Raw genomic sequence first — 17584 nt, 5'->3', positions numbered from 1 at the left:
ATGAGGGGGCCACACGGCAGAACATTTGTTATTGTTGTGCCGAGAGCAGGACGATCAATGCTGTGCCGTGTGGCCCCCTCATCCGCCTGCCGGCACCTTCTCCCCGCTGGGGAGAAGAGATTCGTGGCCATGCCTTCGTCCCAAGGCTGGCGTCTCCTGCATCATTCCGAATAACAAAAAGGCGCCGTTTTGCGGCGCCTTTTTCGTGAGCGGTATCCCGCGAATATCAATCGCTGATGACGAGTAGGTCGGCGGCCATGAAGCGGAGGGTTACGGTTTCGCCGGCTTGCGGCGGGGTCACACCGGGGCTGTTGAACATGTCGAAGGAGATGACGTTGCCGCCGACATTCATGCGGGTGCGGATGACCGAGCCGAGGAAGTGGGCCGAGACGACCTGGCCGGTCAGGGCGGTGTCGCTTCTGGCGGTGTCGGAGAGCGAGCCTGCTTCCGGGCGCAGTGCCAGCGAGATGGTTTCGCCGGCCTTGTGGGCTGCGACCGACTGTTTCAGCGTGATCTTCTGATCGCCGATCTGGATGAGGTTGGTGTCGGGGTCTACGACCTTGGCCTCGATCAGGTTCAGCGTGCCGACGAAGGAGGCGACGAAGCGCGTGGCCGGCTTGTTGTAGATCTCGAAGGGCGAGCCGATCTGATCGGCCTTGCCGGCATTCATCACCACGATGCGGTCGGAGATGGACAGAGCCTCTTCCTGGTCGTGGGTGACGAAGACGGTGGTGATGCCGAGCTGCTGCTGGATTTGACGGATTTCCTCGCGCAGCGACACGCGGATCTTGGCGTCGAGGGCCGACAGCGGCTCGTCGAGCAGCAGCACCTGCGGCTTGACGGCGAGCGCGCGGGCAAGTGCGACGCGCTGCTGCTGGCCGCCCGACAGCTGGTAGGGGTAACGATCGGCCAGGTGATCGAGCTTGATCAGGCCGAGCATTTCCTTGACGCGGGCGTCGATCTCGGGCTTGGGCGCGCCGGCGACCTTGAGGCCGAAGGCGACGTTGTCGTGCACGGACATGTTGGGGAAGAGAGCATAGGCCTGGAAGACCATGCCGATATTGCGCTGGTTCGGCTTCAGCGCGCTCTGGTCCTTGCCGTTGATGGTCAGAGTGCCGCCGGTCGGGGTTTCGAAGCCGGCGATCATGCGCAGGACGGTCGTCTTGCCGCAGCCCGACGGCCCGAGGAAGGAGATGAATTCACCCTTCTCGATGTTCATGTTGAAATTCTTGACGACCTGGACCGGGCCGAAGGACTTCTGGATGTTGTTCAGTGTGAGAAAAGACATGAGCCGGTTACCTTAAGCCTTTGCCGGGCGGGCTTTGCCGAAGCGGGAAACGAGGTTGAGCAGGCCCATGCTGAGCCAGGTGATCGAGAAAGCGATGACGGCGAGCGCCGAAGGCTCATAGGCCTTGTTGGCGCCGACGAGCTGCAGGTAGGGGCCGAAGGCCGGGCGGTTGAGCAGGGCGGCGAAGGTGAATTCGCCCATGACGATCGCCAGCGTGATGAAGGCGCCGGAGAGTACGCCGCTCATCACGTTCGGGAAGATGCAGCGGAACATGATGGTCGTCCAGCGGGCGCCGAGGCTTTCGGCCGCTTCCGTCAGCGTGCGCACATCGATGGCGCGCATGGCGGTATCGACGGCGCGATACATATAGGGCAGGGACAGCGTGATATAGGAGAAGACCAGCAGGGCGTTGGTCCCTGTCGTCGAACCCGTCAGCGGCAGGTAGGACGAGGAATTGTACATTCTGAGGTAGCCGAAGACGATGACGATCGCCGGAATGACCAGCGGCAGCAGCGTGATGAACTCGACGACCGGGCGCATCTGCGGCAGGCGCAGGCGCACCCAATAGGCCGTCGGCACGACGAGCAGCATGCCGAAGACGATGGTGAGCAATGCCATCAGCATGGAGTAGCCGAAGGTCTCGCGGAACTGAGCGTCCGAGAAAACCGACTGATAGGCATCGAGGCTGTATTCGCCGCGGCGCATGCGCAGCGAAAACTCGATGGTGCCGATCAGCGGGATGATGAAATAGGATGCGCCGAGAATGATGGCGATCCAGGCTCCGAGACGTTGTGTTTTCATTTCTGCCACCGCTCGGCGCGCATGCGCAGCATGAGATAAAGGATATTGGACACGCCTGTGATGACGATCATGCCGAGCGCGATGGCGTAACCGAGGTTGGCGTTGTGCAGAACGTCGCCGCGGATCTGCGCGTAGAGCAGGATCGGCACGATGTTCAGCGAACTGCCGGTCAGCGCGAAGGCGGTGGCGATGGCGCCGAAGGCGTTGGCGAAGAGCAGCAGGGTCGTGCCGAGCAGGCTCGGCCAGAGGATCGGCAGGGCGACCATCGTCCAATATTGACGGTTGGTGGCGCCAAGGATCTCAGAGGCTTCGCGCCATTCCTTCTTCATGCCGTCAAGCGCCGGCGTCAGGATCAGCACCATCAGCGGGATCTGGAAATACATGTAGGTGATGGTGAGGCCGAGGAAGGACAGCAGGTTGAAGCCGGTGCCATAGAGATTGAAGCCGAACCATTCCCGCAGGAAAACCGTCACGAGGCCGGTGCGGCCAAGCGTTGCGAGGAAGGCGAAGGCGAGCGGCACGCCGGCGAAATTCGAGGCGACGCCGGAGAAGGTCAGAAGCGTCGAGCGTACCGAGGCGGGCAGGCCGCCGAGCACGACGGCCCAGGCGAGAAAGAAGCCGATGAGTGCGCCGCCGAGAGCGGATGCCACGGAGACCCGGATACTGATCCAGTAAGCGCTCATGATCGATGGCGTAAAGAGATCGCCGATATTCTTCAGCGTAAAATTGCCCTCGGGCGTCAGGAACGCGCCCGCCACGAGATAAAGCGTGGGGATGATCAGGAACAGCAGAGAGAAAATAATGAAGGGCGCAATACCCAGCCAGTCGATCACACGGTCTTTGTTGATCAAGGGGGTGCTGCCCACCATTGGCGTTGAAACGGTACTCATGAAAAGCTCATCCTGGGGCGTCGGAGTGAGAAAACCTCCCCGCCTTTGGGGCGGGGAGGCCGGATTGGATGTTACTTGACGTTGGCGCCGACGACGGAATCCCAGTTCTTGGTGATGGCTTCCTTGCCGGCAGCCTGTTCTTCGAGCGTCGGGAAGACAGCCTTTTCATAGGCTGCTGCCGGCGGCAGCTTGTCGAGCAGGTCCTTCGGGATCTTGTTGTTCTTGGCAAGATCGTTGAAGCGGATCGGGTGGCAATAGCCCTTCAGCCAGCCGAGCTGACCTTCGTCCGAATAGAGGTATTCCATCCAGAGCTTGGCAGCGTTCGGGTGCGGAGCGAAGGCGGAAATCGCCTGGACGTAAACGCCGGCGACGACGCCTGTCTTCGGAACGACGACTTCGAACGGAGGATTGCCCTTCAGGCCTTCACCCCAGGAAAGGGCGTTGTAGTCCCAGGCGACGATGATCGGCGTGGAGCCCTGCGCGAAGGGAGCAGCCTTGCCGACGACAGGCACGAAGTTGCCGGCCTTGTTGAGTTCGGCGAAGAACTTCAGGCCTTCTTCGCCTGCCTTGGCGGCGTCACCGCCGGATGCGGAAAGACCGGCGGCATAGACGCCCTGAACGGCCTGGTTGGCGGTGCGCGGATCACCTGCCAGAGCGACGCTGTTTGCGTAGTCGCCCTTCTTCAGGTCGGCCCAGTCAGCCGGCGATTCCTTGACGAGATCCTTGTTCACGAGGAACGAGAGAACGCCGTAATAGTCGCCGTACCAGTAGCCTTCGGCATCCTTGGCGGTGTCCGGGATCGAATCCCAGGTCGATACCTTGTAAGGTTGGATCAGGCCGTCCTTCTTGGCGGACGGGCCGAAGGAGAGGCCGACGTCGATGACGTCGGGAGCCTGCGGGCCGGTGTTGCCCTTGTTGGCCTTGATGGCTTCGATTTCGTCGCCCGAGCCGGCATCCGGGTTCAGTTCGTTGACTTCGAGGCCATACTTGGCCTTGAAGCCGGCAATGACTTCGCCATAGCCGCACCAGTCATGCGGCAGAGCGATCGTGGTCAGCGTGCCTTCCTTCTTGGCGGCGGCGATCAGTTCCGCGCTCGGTTCTGCGGCGGCGATCGCGGTCGAAGCCACGATCATCGCAGTAGAAAGCGACAGCAGTCGAGAAATGTTAGAGATCACTGTTGTTCTCCTTCGGGTTTCAGTGTCTGGCGATGCTGTTAATCAGCTTACATGAAGCTTGTGTGACGGTTGGATGACGTTAATTTTGCCGGAATAGCAGGCGCTTGTGACAGATGTTTCATTTGCGACGGCATCGTTCACTTTCGCCAAGCCCGCTATTGTTTTTCCTCTCTTTGATCTTGTCCTCCTAACCCGGTTTGCGGAAAAGCTTGGTCTGCTCGAACAAGCCCTCAAGCGTCTTCATGCGCTCCTTCGTCTCGTCCCAGGTCGAATTCTGGACGGCCTCGATCAGAGCCTCGACGATGAAAAGGGTGACGACCGACGAATCCCAGGCCGACGGCGCTTCGATACGGACGCGGAAAGCGTGCCGCGCAAGTTTGGCGGCCGGCGAATTCCACTGATCGGTGAAGACGACGATTTCGGCGCCGCGCTTGCGGGCGGCGGTGGCAAGGCTCACCATTTCCTGCTCATAACGACGGATGTCGAAGATGATCAGGATATCGCCGGCATTCATGTTGAGAACATATTGCGGCCAGCTGCTGGAGTTCGACGAGAGTAGCGTCGTTGCCGGCCGGATGACCTGCATATGCGTGAAGAAATACTCGGCCAGCGCGCCGGTAATGCGGCCGCCGACGAAATAGAGGCCGCGCTTGCGGTCCGACAGCAGCGAGGCGACGCTGTCAAAGGTCGCGGTGTCGAGATCGGTCAGCGTCTGGCGCAGATTGCCCATGATGGCATCGGCGAAGCGGTTGAGGATATGGGTTCCCGGGGCATTCTGCGCCCAGCGATCGTGCTTGGCAATCGGGTTGGAAATCGTCGCCTCGACTTCCAGATGCAGGTGCGCCTGAAAATCCGGATAGCCTTTGAAACCAAGCTTCTGCACCATGCGCACGACGGTCGGGGTGGACACGCCGGCATTCTCGGCGATGGTGGTAATGCTGCCGAGGCCGGACACCGGATAATTGTCGAGAAGGCTCTCAGCCAGTTGCTTTTCGGCGCGCGTCAACAGCCCGAAATGCGAATGTATGACGTCCGAAACCGTCTTTGACGCAACTGTCACCAATTTTGCTCCCCGGGATGGTCTAGCGCCACTTTCCCAACCAAAGTTAACAACGCTGTCATAATCCATGTCAACTGCTGTCATGAAAAGAAATTTTCAGCGGCCGCTTGACACTCGTCGAAACCTGAAGAATTCTTTTCTTATAAATATTTTATTAAGGGATAGGAGTGGCGCCATTGGTGCTGGCCCGGCCGAAAATCCTCAGCGAAGCGGACGGCGATTGCGTCGGGATCGAGCGCATCGAAGGCCGGAGCCCGGTATTGCTCGTCTGCGAGCATGCGTCGAAAACGCTTCCTGCCACCTTCGGCGATCTCGGCCTGCCCAGCGAAGCGCTGTCGAGCCATATCGCCTGGGATCCGGGCGCGCTCGCCGTTGCCCGCGGCATATCGCAAGCACTCGACGCAACGCTCGTCTACCAGCGCTTCTCCCGGCTCATCTACGACTGCAACCGGCCGCCCAGTTCACCGGGCGCCATGCCGGAGACCAGCGAGATCTATGCCATTCCCGGCAACAAGGATTTGAATGCCGGGGAACGCCTGGCGCGCACTGATGCGCTTTACGTGCCCTTCCACGACGCCATTCGCGGGCTGATCCGCGATCGGCGGGCGAGGGGGCAGGATACCGTCATCGTGACGATGCACAGCTTCACGCCGATCTATCACGGCCGGCAACGCGCCGTCGAACTCGGCATACTGCACGACGAAGACAGCCGGCTTGCCGACCGCATGCTGGACGCTGCGGCCGAAGCGCCGCTTTACAGGACTGAACGCAACCAGCCTTACGGGCCGGAGGATGGCGTGACCCACACGCTGATCCTGCACGGGCTTTCGAACGGCTTGCGCAATGTGATGATCGAGGTCCGCAACGACCTCATCGCAGACGATGGCGGCCAAGGGGTCATGGCCGACTATCTGACAGGACTTCTCCAGCACAGCCTGGAATCCTGAATAAAAAAGAAGACCCGAGGGAGCAGTTAATCTGCGGACGTCCGCATGGCGAAAATGCCGCGGGCAATTGGCACTGGACCGGCCCGCAATTCCGCGGCCGGTCGTGAACAGGGGGAAGTCATGTCGGACTATACCGAACTTGATAAGAAGCAGGATGTGCATATCCTGCATTCGATGGGCTATGCCCAGGAACTCGAACGGCGAATGAGTTCGTTCTCGAACTTCGCCGTATCATTCTCCATCATCTGCATTCTCTCCGGCGGCATCAATTCGCTGGCGCAGGCGACTTCGGGCGCCGGCGGAGCGGCGATCGGCATCGGCTGGCCTGTGGGATGCTTCATCTCGCTCGTCTTTGCCGTCGCCATGGCGCAGATCAGCTCCGCCTATCCGACGGCCGGCGGCCTCTATCACTGGGGCTCGATCCTCGGCAACCGCTTCACCGGCTGGCTGACCGCCTGGTTCAACCTGCTCGGTCTCGTCACCGTGCTCGGCGCCATCAACGTCGGCACCTATTATTTCTTCATGGGTTCCTTCGGCACCACCTATCTCGGGCTGACTGACACGACGACGGTGCGCATCCTGTTCTTGGTGATCATCACCGGCGCGCAGGCGCTGGTGAACCACATGGGTATCGGCTTGACCGCGAAGCTGACCGATTTTTCGGGCTATCTGATCTTCGCAAGCTCGATCGCGCTCGCGGTCGTCTGCCTGCTCGCAGCCCCTTCCTATGAGTTCGGCCGCCTCTTCACCTTCGCCAATTATTCCGGCGAAGTCGGCGGCAACGTCTGGCCGTCCACCTCGGGCACCTGGGTCTTCCTGCTCGGCCTGCTGCTGCCGATCTACACGATCACCGGCTACGACGCTTCGGCGCATACGTCGGAAGAAACCGTCAAGGCCGCCGAGTCGGTGCCGCGCGGCATGGTCGCTTCGGTCCTGTGGTCGGCGCTTTTCGGCTATATCATGCTGTGCGCCTTCGTGCTCATGCTGCCGAACATGGACGATGCGGCAAAACAGGGCTGGAACGTGTTCTTCTGGGCGATGGACAGCCAGGTGAACCCGATCGTCAAGGACATCCTCTATCTGGCGATCCTCGTCAGCCAGTGGCTGTGCGGCCTTGCAACCGTCACCTCGGTCTCCCGCATGATCTTCGCCTTCTCGCGTGACGGCGGCCTGCCGGCCTCCAAGGCGCTGTCGAAGGTCAGCCCGCAGTACCGCACCCCGGTGGCCGCGATCTGGACCGGATCGATCCTGTCGGTGCTGTTCGTCTGGGGCTCCTCGCTGGTTACGATCGGCGACACGCCGGTTTACACGATCGTCGTCTCGTGCACGGTCATCTTCCTGTTCTTCTCCTTCGCGATCCCGATCACGCTCGGCCTCTTCGCCTGGGGCACGTCGAAGTGGGACAAGATGGGGCCGTGGAACCTCGGCGAAGGGATCTTCAAGCTCTTTGCCGTGCTGACGATCATCGCGATGGTCCTGATCTTCATTCTCGGCATCCAGCCGCCGAACGAATGGGCGCTCTACATCACCGTCGGTTTCCTCGTGGTCACCGCAATCGTCTGGTTCGGCTTCGAGAGCCGGCGCTTCAAGGGGCCGCCGATCGGCGCCGATGTGGCAAAACGCCAGGCCGAGATCGCAGCGGCCGAAGCAGCCGTCGGCGAAAGCGGCGAACGCTAAGGCATCGGGGCTTCCCTCTCCAATGGCGGGGCCGCATCCTGCGGCCCCATCACCGGTTCAACGAAAAGGCATCAGGCCATCATCCGGCCGAGCGCATGCGATTTCGTTGCCCCGATCTTCTCAATTCCAATTTCAGGCGGATCAATCATGAGCAGCAGCTACACAATCGACGATCTCAGGAAGGATGTTGCCGAGGGGCGCATCGATACGGTTCTGGCCTGCCAGGTGGACATGCAGGGCCGGCTGATGGGCAAGCGTTTCCAGGCGGAATATTTCGTCGAAAGCGCCTGGAAGGAAACGCACAGCTGCAACTACCTGCAAGCCACCGACATGGAGATGGAGACCGTCTCCGGCTACAAGGCGACGAGCTGGGAAAAGGGCTACGGCGACTACACGATGAAGCCGGATCTTGCGACGCTGCGCCGCATTCCCTGGCTCGAAGGCACGGCGCTCGTACTCTGCGACGTGCTCGACCATCACACCCATGAAGAGGTCGCCCATTCGCCGCGCGCGATCCTGAAGAAGCAGGTGAAGCGCCTCGAAGACATGGGCATGAAGGCCTATATGGCCTCGGAGCTGGAATTCTTCCTGTTCGACCAGAGCTATGAGGCGGCGCATACCGCGGGCTACCGCAACCTCAAGCTCGCCAGCGCCTATAACGAGGACTATCACATCTTCCAGACTACAAAGGAAGAAGAGGTGATGCGGGCGATCCGCACCGGGCTGCAGGGCGCGGGCATTCCGGTCGAGAACTCCAAGGGCGAGGCTTCCGCCGGCCAGGAGGAGATCAACGTGCGTTATGCCGATGCGCTCGCCATGGCCGACCGGCATGCGATCATCAAGAACGGCTGCAAGGAGATCGCCTGGTCGAAGGGCAAGGCCATCACCTTCCTCGCCAAGTGGAACTACAATGCCGCCGGCAGTTCCTCGCATATCCATCAGTCGCTCTGGAGCCTCGAGGAAAAGCCGCTGTTCTTCGATCACACCGGCAAATACGGCATGTCGCCGCTGATGCACAATTACATCGCCGGGCTTCTCGCCCATGCGAGCGAGATCACCTATTTCCTGGCGCCCTACATCAATTCCTACAAGCGCTTCATGGCCGGCACCTTCGCGCCGACCAAGGCGATCTGGAGCAAGGACAACCGCACTGCCGGCTATCGCCTCTGCGGCGAGGAGACCAAGGGAATCCGTATCGAATGCCGCGTCGGCGGCTCCGATCTCAATCCCTATCTCGCCTTTGCCGCGCTGCTTGCCGCCGGTATCGACGGCATCGAGAACAAGCTGGAGCTCGAAGCTCCCTTCGTCGGTGACGCCTATGGCGGCAAGGACATTCGCGAAATCCCACGCACGCTGCGCGCGGCAACGACTGAAATGACGGAATCGGCAATGCTGCGCAAAGCCTTCGGCGACGACGTCATCGACCATTACACCCGTGCTGCCGAATGGGAGCAGGAAGAATACGACCGCCGCATCACCGATTGGGAAGTGGCGCGCGGGTTCGAAAGAGCTTAATAGCATTTTGCGGGTTTGCCCCTCACCCTAAGCCTTGCCGGGGTCGAGCCACTGGTCTCGACCCGTCCTTCGGACCCCGCTTGCGGGGAGAGGGGACGTGCCCTGCGAGATGTTGGCGAGGAACGGAGAGGTCGCGGCCATCCCCCTTCGCCCCGCTTGCGGGGAGAAGGTGCCGGCAGGCGGATGAGGGGCCGTCGCCCACCTGAATTTTGAATGATACGAGGACAGGAAACGATCATGGCAATGATCCAATGCATTTCACCGGTCGACGGATCGGTTTACGCGGAGCGCGCGGCACTTTCGCTCGACGCCGCCAAGGACGTGGTGGCGCGCGCCCGCAAGGCGCAGAAGGCCTGGGCGAAACGGCCGCTTGAAGAGCGTGTCCAGCTTGTCCTGAAGGGCGCCGCACGACTGAACGAGATGTCCGATGTCGTCGTGCCGGAGCTTGCCTGGCAGATGGGCCGGCCGATCAAATACGGCGGCGAATACAAGGGCTTCAACGAGCGCTCCAACTATGTCGCCTCGATTGCGGCGGATGCGCTGGCGCCTGTCGTCGTCGAGGAGAGCGACCGTTTCGAGCGCCGCATCGAGCGCGAAGCGCATGGCGTCGTCTTCGTCGTCGCACCCTGGAACTATCCCTACATGACGGCGATCAACACGATCGCGCCGGCGCTGATGGCCGGCAATACGGTGGTGCTGAAACATGCCTCGCAGACGCTGCTTGTCGGCGAACGGCTGGTGCAGGCCTTTATCGAGGCCGGCGTTCCCGAAGACGTGTTTCAGAACGTTTTCCTCGACCATGAGACCACGTCGGCGCTGATTGCCGCCGGCAGCTTCAATTTCGTCAACTTCACCGGATCGGTCGAAGGCGGCCGCTCGATGGAGCGGGCGGCTGCCGGCACTTTCACCGGCCTCGGCCTCGAACTCGGCGGCAAGGATCCGGGTTATGTCATGGAAGACGCCGATCTCGATGCGGCCGTCGATACGCTGATGGACGGCGCGACCTACAATTCCGGCCAGTGCTGCTGCGGCATCGAGCGCATCTATGTGCATGAATCGCTCTATGACGCTTTCGTCGAGAAATCGGTTGCCTGGGTTTCGAACTACAAGCTCGGCAATCCGCTCGATCCGGAAACTTCGCTCGGGCCGATGGCGAACAAGCGTTTCGCCAAGGTGGTGCGCGAGCAGATCGCCGATGCGGTCGCGAAGGGCGCCAAGGCGCTCGTCGACCCCAAGCTTTTCCCCCAGGACGACGGCGGCGCCTATCTCGCGCCGCAGGTCCTCGTCGATGTCGACCATTCCATGGCCTTCATGCGCGAGGAGACTTTCGGTCCGGCCGTCGGCATCATGAAGGTGAAGAGCGACGAGGAGGCACTCGCCCTGATGAACGACAGCCAGTACGGGCTGACCGCCTCGCTCTGGACCAAGGATGTCGAGCGGGCGGCGCGGCTTGGCCGCGAGATCGAAACCGGCACCGTTTTCATGAACCGCGCCGACTATCTCGATCCGGCGCTCTGCTGGACCGGTGTCAAGGAGACCGGCCGCGGCGGTTCGCTCTCGATCATCGGTTTCCAGAATCTGACTCGCCCGAAATCCTTCCACCTGAAGAAAGTCACAGCATGAGCAGCAACATCACCGCAAATTGGAGCTATCCGACATCGGTCAAGCTCGGCCGGGGCCGCATCAAGGAACTGGCGGACGCCTGCAAGAGCCTCGGCATCAAAAAGCCGCTGCTCGTCACCGACCGCGGCCTCGCCTCGATGGCGATCACCAAGAATGCGCTCGATATCCTCGAAGATGCCGGGCTTGGCCGGGCGATCTTCGCCGATGTCGATCCGAACCCGAACGAGAAGAACCTCGAAGCTGGCGTCAAGGCTTTCAAGGACGGCGGTCATGACGGCGTCGTCGCCTTCGGCGGCGGCTCAGGTCTCGACCTCGGCAAATGTGTCGCCTTCATGGCCGGTCAGACGCGGCCGGTCTGGGACTTCGAAGACATCGGCGACTGGTGGACGCGCGCGAGCCTCGATGGCATCGCGCCGATCGTCGCCGTGCCGACGACGGCCGGCACCGGCTCGGAGGTTGGGCGCGCCAGCGTCATCACCAATTCCGTAACGCATGTGAAGAAGATCATCTTCCATCCGAAGTTCCTGCCCGGCGTCGTCATCTCCGATCCGGAACTGACGGTCGGCATGCCGAAGATCATCACCGCCGGCACCGGCATGGATGCCTTCGCCCATTGCCTGGAAGCTTATTCCTCGCCCTTCTACCACCCGATGTCGGCCGGCATCGCGCTCGAAGGCATGCGGCTCGTCAAGGAATTCCTGCCGCGCGCCTATCGGGAGGGCACCGATCTCGAAGCCCGCGCCAACATGATGGCTGCCGCCGCCATGGGCGCGGTCGCCTTCCAGAAGGGCCTCGGCGCCATCCATGCGCTGTCGCACCCGATCGGTGCCGTCTACAACACCCATCACGGCATGACCAATGCGGTTGTCATGCCGGCGGTGCTGCGCTTCAACCGCGCCGCGATCGAGGAGAAGATCGGCCGGGCGGCCGCCTATCTCGGCATTTCGGGCGGTTTCGACGGCTTCTACGATTATGTGCTGAAGCTCCGCTCCGAGCTCGGCGTGCCGGATACGCTGACGGCGATGGGAACTGCACCCGACCGCATCGACGAATTGTCGGCCATGGCGATCGAAGATCCGAGTGCGGGCGGCAACCCGGTGGCGATGACGCTCGAAAACACCAAGGCGCTGTTCAGGGATTGCTTCTGAAAGCTTGAGGCGGACCTTCAAACTGGCCCGGAAGCCATTGGCTCTCCGGGCTTTTTTGTATCGGCGGCATCCTTAGAGCCTTTCCGGGTTAGATTGCAGCATTCTGCCGAAGCAGGTTTTCGTCAGGGCAAAGGCGATTGGCGAAGGGCATACCTCTTGGTACGTCCGAGCCGATCGCCTTTGATCCTGGCGGAAACATGCCCGGCCCTTCGGGTTGGCTGAAACGGGCCGGCTGATCGACCGGCCGGCTTGGCCGTAGACCTGGGCTACGACGCGCGCCGGCCGGTCGACCATCCGACTCCGTTTGAGCCAACAGAATGCTGCAATCTAACCCGGAAAGGCTCTAGTTTTAGGGATATGAAAAATACAGGCTGCAATTTCGCCGCGCGCGTTTGGAATTTGTTAACCATGATTGGAAAGGATAGGTTAACCGCACGATGCTCCGACGGTGCGTAAAAAGAGCGATTCCGGCTCGCGCCATTTTTCCTCCGAGGACCGAACATGCCAGTCATTACTTTCGCAAACACCAAGGGCGGCGCCGGCAAGACGACCGCAGTTCTGCTGCTCGCGACCGAGCTTGCCCGCAAGGGTTATCGCGTCACCATTCTCGATGCCGATCCGCAGCACTGGATTTCACGCTGGCATGAGATCTCCGGCGATGTGCCCAATATTTCGGTGATCGATTTCGTGACTACCGCCTCGCTGCCGCAGCATATCAGCGAGAACAAGCACAATACCGACTATTTCATCGTCGACCTGCCGGGCGCGCGCAACCCGCTGCTCGCCACCGCCGTCGGCCTTTCCGACCACGTGCTGATCCCGATCCAGGGCTGTGCGATGGATGCGCGGGGCGGGGCGCAAGTGCTCGAACTGCTGCAGTACCTGGACGAGAAGGCGGGCATCAAGATCGGCCATTCGGTGGTGCTGACCCGCGTCAACTCGATGGTGACGACGCGGGCGCTGCAGCTCGTCAAGTCGCTGCTCAGCGAGCGGCACGTGCCGGTGCTGGACACCGCGATCATCGAACGCTCGGCTTTCCGCGACATCTTCGACTGTGGCGGCACGCTGCACACGATCGACCCCACACGCGTCAGCAATCTCGACAAGGCGCGTGAGAACGCCACCTGTTTCGCCGAGGAAATGATGCGCAAGCTGCCGGTCAGGCTGACGGCCTCGGCCCGGATGGCGACGGCAGCCTGACAGTTTTCCGCTTTCTCCAATGAAATGCGTCCGGTTTGTCCCGTGACGCATTTCGTCTTTCAGGCGCTTGCGGAGCGCCCACCCTCATTGAGGGAGTAGGCCAGAAGGTCGGACAGGCGTCTTTTGACTGAGGCCAGTTCGTCCGACATGCGATTGCGTTGCCGCGGCAAGCCTATATCGACCACTTCGAGAATGCGCCCTGGTCGGGGGCGCATCACGACCACCCGATCCGCCAGAAACGCCGCCTCTTCGATATCGTGGGTGACGAGCAGCATCGTCGTGGCATTCACACGCCAGAGATCGATCAAATGATCTTGCAGTTCGACACGCGTCATCGCATCGAGCGCGGAGAAGGGTTCGTCCAGCAAAAGCACGGCCGGCTTCGTCACGAGGGCGCGCGCCAAGGCCACACGCTGAGCCTGCCCGCCGGACAGCTCTTTGATCCAGCGTTTCTCGTAGCCGCGAAGGCCGATCTTCTCCAGGGCCGCCGATACCTGCTCGTCGCGTTCGCTGCCTGAGAGATGGCGCAGGCCGAAACCGATATTGTCGGCGACCGTCAGCCAGGGAAAGAGGCGAGGCTCCTGGAAAACGATATTCACCAGCGGGTCCGGCTCCGCCAGCCGCCGTCCCTTGAGGCTGATTTCGCCCTGCGTGGGCGCTTCCAGGCCAGACAACAGCCTCAGTAGAGTGCTTTTGCCGCAGCCCGACCCGCCAATGACCGCGACCAGTTCGCCCTTTCCGATATTCAGGGAAAAGTCTTGCAACGCGTGCGTTCCGTTGGGATAGATCTTGGATAGAGAGCTTATATCGAGCATGTCAGATCCCGCTCGTATGGCTGTCGCGCCAGCGCAGGAACGGCGTGCTCGCAATCAGGAGCAGGCTGTCGGTCGCTTTGCCGACGACGGCGAAGATCAAGATGGCAGCCAGAATCTGATCCGGTTTCCCGAGCTGCTGACCATCCACCAGAAGATAACCCAGGCCCTCCGACGCGCCCATGAACTCCGCTGCAACGACGAACATCCAACCGAGACCGAGGCCGGCGCGCAGCGCCAGGACAAAATCCGGAAGAACCGCCGGCAGCAGGATCAAGCGAATGAGTTCGAACCCCGAAAGCCGGAAGACGCGGCCGACGTCGACGATGCGCCGGTCGACGCCGATGACGGCGCCGTAGACCCCGAGATAGACCGGAAAGAAGACGCCGACGGCGATCAAGGCAACTTTGGAGGCTTCGAAGATGCCGAACCACAGGATGAACAGCGGCACCCAGGCGATCGACGGAATGGCTCTGAGCGCCTGCAGCGTCGGGTCGAGCAGGCGTGCGAGCAGCCTGGAATAGCCGGTCAGCGCCCCGAGCGCCGTTCCCGCCAACGAGCCGAAGGCAAATCCGATCGCTACTCTGCGCAGCGTCGCGCCGACATGCGTCGTCAGATCGCCCGATGCCGCGAGTGCATAGACCGTATGGAGGATTTTCGAAGGCGGGGGCATCAAACGGCCTCCGACCAGCCCGGTGCGGACCAGGATCTCCCAGGTGGCAAACAACGCGACTGGAAATAGGATGCCGACGATCGGATGACTGAAAGGCAAAACCCGGCGTGGCCGGGTTTCCCTTGCTGTTTCGGTATTGCGCCATGACAGCGCGATGTCGACCAACGACATGAGAATGGGTTTCCTATCGCGTTACTGGCCGAGGGCGGCGGAGGCGTAGTTGGGATCGATCAGGGCCGATACCGCCTTGGAAACATCGACATCCGCTTTGATGACATCGGCCTTTTGCAAAGCGAGGCCTGCGGCTTCGATCGTCTCGCGCTGCGCATCGCCAATCACGGAATAGCCGAGATTCGTGCGCTCCAACTGGCGATCGATCACGGTCTCGGGCAGCTTGGTGGCGGTGACGAGCGCGGCTTTGAGCTTGGCCGGATCTTTCAAGGCTTCTGCGCGTGCCTTTTCGTAGGAAGCAAGCACGCGCTTGACGAGATCGGGATGGGCAGCGGCAAACTCCTCACGCACGTTGAGAACGCCCCAACTGTTGTTTTCCGGCTTGCGATAAAAGAGCACATCGCCATCTTCGATCTCGGCGGAAGCCATGATCGGATCGAGGCCGGCCCAGGCGTCGACGTCGCCGCGCTTCAGCGCAACGCGGCCGTCGGCATGCTGGAGCAGAACAAGCGAAACATCCTTTTCCGTGAGGCCAGCATCGGCAAGCGCCCGCACCAGGAAAATATGCGGATCGGTGCCGCGCGTTACGGCGATGGATTTGCCCTTGAGGTCCTCGACCTTGGCAATACCGGTATCCCTACGCGTGACGAGCGCGGTCCATTCCGGACGGGAATAGACATAGACGGATTTGATCGGGTTGCCGTTGATGCGGCCGATCAATGCCGCCGCACCCGCGGTCGAGCCGAAGTCGAGGGAGCCGGCATTCAGGAATTCCAGCGCCTTGTTGGAGCCGGCGGACTGGACCCAGGTGATTTTGATTCCGTCCTTTTCGAATTCCTTTTCCAGGATACCTTCATCCTTCAGGATAAGGCTGACCGGGTTGTACGTCGCCCAGTCCACCCGAATTTCCGAGATATCGGCAGCCTGCGCCATCCCGACTGCGAACAAACCCGTCAAAGCGCTCAAAGCCAAACGAACAAACGATTTCATGGGACCTCCAAAGTGTTATGGAGGAAAATCTACAGATTTAATAGCTTTTGGCGTGCTCTCAGGTTCCAAACTTTGGGAGAGGAGAAGCAAATTTGAACTGCCGTCGTGGGCGGCGCTAGATTGTTGTGTCAAATGGCGGGCGGCGCCGATCCCGCCCGCGTCTTCGTCAATCCACGAACTCGACCGTCACTCCCGGCTTCACCATCTTGGCAAGCTCGGTCGCGTCCCAGTTGGTCAGGCGGATGCAGCCGTGGCTCTGGGTGCGGCCGATCTTCGAAGGCTCGGGCGTGCCGTGAATGCCGTAGGTCGGCTTGGAGAGCGCCATCCAGACGGTGCCGACCGGGCCGTTCGGGCCTGGGGGGATGTTGAGGATCTTGTCGTTGGCGCCCTGCTGGAAATTGATCTTGGGGTTGTAGGTATAGCCGGGATTGAGGGCGACGCGCTCGACCGTCACCGTGCCGGACGGGGAGGGCGTGTCGTTGGAGCCGATCGAGGCCGGGTAGGCTGCGAGCAGATTGCCGGCGCTGTCATAGGCGAAGACCTGCTTGCGGCCCTTGTCGGCGATGATGCGGGCAACTTCGCCTGTTTTCGCTTCGCCCGGATTGACCACCTTGATGACCGTGCCGGGAACGCTGAAATCGGCGCCGGGGTTCATTTCCTTGAGGAAGGCTTCATCCATGTGGAAGCGCTCGGCCAGCATTTCGGTGGTCGAGGTATAGGCGAGCGACGGCAGCAGCGCCTTATGCGAATAGTCTTCCGGGATTTCTGCGACGAAGGGGCCGGCGGCGTCGGCGGGCGTGATCGTATAGCTGACGACCGGCAGGCCGCCGTTCATGCGCAGTTCTTCCAGAATGGCGTCGGTGTCGTTGGGGTCGAGTTTCGACCCGGTCATCTGGTCGTAGGCATAGATCCCCTTGGTGACGTTCGAGCCCATATGGCCGTCGATGACGCCGGGAGAGATGCCGGCGCGGTCGAGGAAGACCTGCAGCGCGACGATCTCGGGCTTCGACTTGTTCTTCAGCGTGATCACGGGCTCTTCGGGTGCGGCCTTCGGCGCATCGGCGGGCGGGATCTGCTGATCGGGGTCAATCGAGGCATAGTCGTCGCCAGGCTGCGGATTGCCGATGCTGTTGTCCTCGGGATAGGGCTGCTCGCCGAGCGGCTGGCGCTCGATCGCCGCATCGCGCGGGATGCCGCCGGTTACGGGGCCGCGCTCGGAATAACGCGTATCGCCATAGCCGTTGTCATCGGCATAATAGGGATCGTTGCCGTATTGGCCGTTATCGACCTCATGTGAGCCGGGGCGCGGCGGATAATAGCCGCGGGCGCGCATCTCGGTGGCGACGATATTGCCGTAGGCGTCGATCAGCACGCGGTTGCCGCTGCGGTCGCGGGCATAGGCAAAGCCTGATGGGATATAGTCGAGGATTTCGCCGTTCGGCGTGACCAGCACGATGTCGCCCTGGCGCCGATCGCGGAACTGCTGCGCGCCTGCCTCGGGCGCTGCGGCGGCAAAGGCTGCCAGCACGGCCACAACGGAAAATGCCGTCTTCAAAAAGCGATTCACGTCTCACACCTCGAACAGTGACTGGGCAGACACACACCCGTCAATTT

Annotated in this window: 15 protein-coding genes; 6 read left to right on the top strand and 9 right to left on the bottom strand. The window is 61.4% G+C overall.

Features of this window, described 5'->3' with window-relative positions; translation table 11 throughout:
• Window positions 1-226: 226 nt before the first annotated feature.
• From QD408_RS10115 to QD408_RS10095, 5 genes are all read right to left on the bottom strand, one after another.
• Complete coding sequence (locus tag QD408_RS10115) at window positions 227-1288, bottom strand: ABC transporter ATP-binding protein (RefSeq protein WP_088681292.1); 1062 nt, start codon at window positions 1286-1288, stop codon at window positions 227-229.
• A 12-nt stretch (window positions 1289-1300) separates the two neighbouring features.
• Window positions 1301-2089 carry an ABC transporter permease gene (locus QD408_RS10110; RefSeq protein WP_088673195.1) on the bottom strand — a complete coding sequence of 263 codons (789 nt, stop codon included), beginning with the start codon at window positions 2087-2089 and terminating at the stop codon, window positions 1301-1303.
• Entirely contained in the window at window positions 2086-2979 is an 894-nt protein-coding gene (locus tag QD408_RS10105) for an ABC transporter permease (protein ID WP_088681293.1), read from the bottom strand. Before QD408_RS10105 ends, QD408_RS10110 begins: the two co-directional genes overlap by 4 nt.
• Window positions 2980-3050: 71 nt before the next feature.
• Window positions 3051-4154, bottom strand: coding sequence for an ABC transporter substrate-binding protein (locus tag QD408_RS10100; protein ID WP_088681294.1), 1104 nt, complete (start codon window positions 4152-4154; stop codon window positions 3051-3053).
• A 187-nt stretch (window positions 4155-4341) separates the two neighbouring features.
• Window positions 4342-5214: a MurR/RpiR family transcriptional regulator gene (locus QD408_RS10095; RefSeq protein ID WP_088681409.1), complete on the bottom strand. Its 873-nt coding sequence runs from the start codon at window positions 5212-5214 to the stop codon at window positions 4342-4344.
• A gap of 176 nt (window positions 5215-5390) precedes the next feature.
• Between QD408_RS10095 and QD408_RS10090 the strand changes: the two genes are divergently transcribed.
• The 6 genes from QD408_RS10090 (at window position 5391) to QD408_RS10065 (ending at window position 13324) form a co-directional block, all read left to right on the top strand.
• Window positions 5391-6161, top strand: a complete 771-nt coding sequence (locus tag QD408_RS10090; protein ID WP_414139206.1) for an N-formylglutamate amidohydrolase — start codon at window positions 5391-5393, stop codon at window positions 6159-6161.
• Window positions 6162-6281: 120 nt separating this feature from the next.
• Complete coding sequence (locus QD408_RS10085; RefSeq protein ID WP_190237396.1) at window positions 6282-7838, top strand: amino acid permease; 1557 nt, start codon at window positions 6282-6284, stop codon at window positions 7836-7838.
• Between the two features lie 147 nt (window positions 7839-7985).
• A complete protein-coding gene (locus QD408_RS10080; RefSeq protein WP_088681297.1) occupies window positions 7986-9353 on the top strand; it encodes a glutamine synthetase family protein in 1368 nt (455 codons plus the stop codon).
• Between the two features lie 237 nt (window positions 9354-9590).
• Complete coding sequence (locus QD408_RS10075; protein WP_414139205.1) at window positions 9591-10976, top strand: aldehyde dehydrogenase family protein; 1386 nt, start codon at window positions 9591-9593, stop codon at window positions 10974-10976.
• On the top strand, window positions 10973-12124 hold the full coding sequence (locus tag QD408_RS10070) for an iron-containing alcohol dehydrogenase (protein WP_414139204.1): 1152 nt from the start codon (window positions 10973-10975) through the stop codon (window positions 12122-12124). The genes QD408_RS10075 and QD408_RS10070 overlap by 4 nt, the downstream gene beginning before the upstream one ends.
• 501 nt (window positions 12125-12625) lie before the next feature.
• Entirely contained in the window at window positions 12626-13324 is a 699-nt protein-coding gene (locus tag QD408_RS10065; RefSeq protein ID WP_088681300.1) for a ParA family protein, read from the top strand.
• Window positions 13325-13383: 59 nt separating this feature from the next.
• On the opposite strand, the gene QD408_RS10060 is transcribed toward QD408_RS10065, so the two are convergent.
• The 4 genes from QD408_RS10060 to QD408_RS10045 form a co-directional block, all read right to left on the bottom strand.
• A complete protein-coding gene (locus QD408_RS10060) occupies window positions 13384-14139 on the bottom strand; it encodes an ABC transporter ATP-binding protein (protein WP_414139203.1) in 756 nt (251 codons plus the stop codon).
• Between the two features lies 1 nt (window position 14140).
• Window positions 14141-14980 carry an ABC transporter permease gene (locus tag QD408_RS10055; RefSeq protein ID WP_414139202.1) on the bottom strand — a complete coding sequence of 280 codons (840 nt, stop codon included), beginning with the start codon at window positions 14978-14980 and terminating at the stop codon, window positions 14141-14143.
• A 21-nt stretch (window positions 14981-15001) separates the two neighbouring features.
• Window positions 15002-15970, bottom strand: coding sequence for an aliphatic sulfonate ABC transporter substrate-binding protein (locus QD408_RS10050; protein ID WP_414139201.1), 969 nt, complete (start codon window positions 15968-15970; stop codon window positions 15002-15004).
• Between the two features lie 166 nt (window positions 15971-16136).
• Window positions 16137-17537, bottom strand: coding sequence for a L,D-transpeptidase (locus QD408_RS10045; RefSeq protein ID WP_414139200.1), 1401 nt, complete (start codon window positions 17535-17537; stop codon window positions 16137-16139).
• Window positions 17538-17584: the final 47 nt, after the last annotated feature.

Source organism: Rhizobium sp. BR 249 (assembly GCF_047445895.1).
Taxonomy (GTDB): Bacteria; Pseudomonadota; Alphaproteobacteria; order Rhizobiales; family Rhizobiaceae; genus Rhizobium.
Note: the sequence above shows the minus strand (reverse complement) of the source record. Positions and strands in the feature narration are given on the sequence as shown.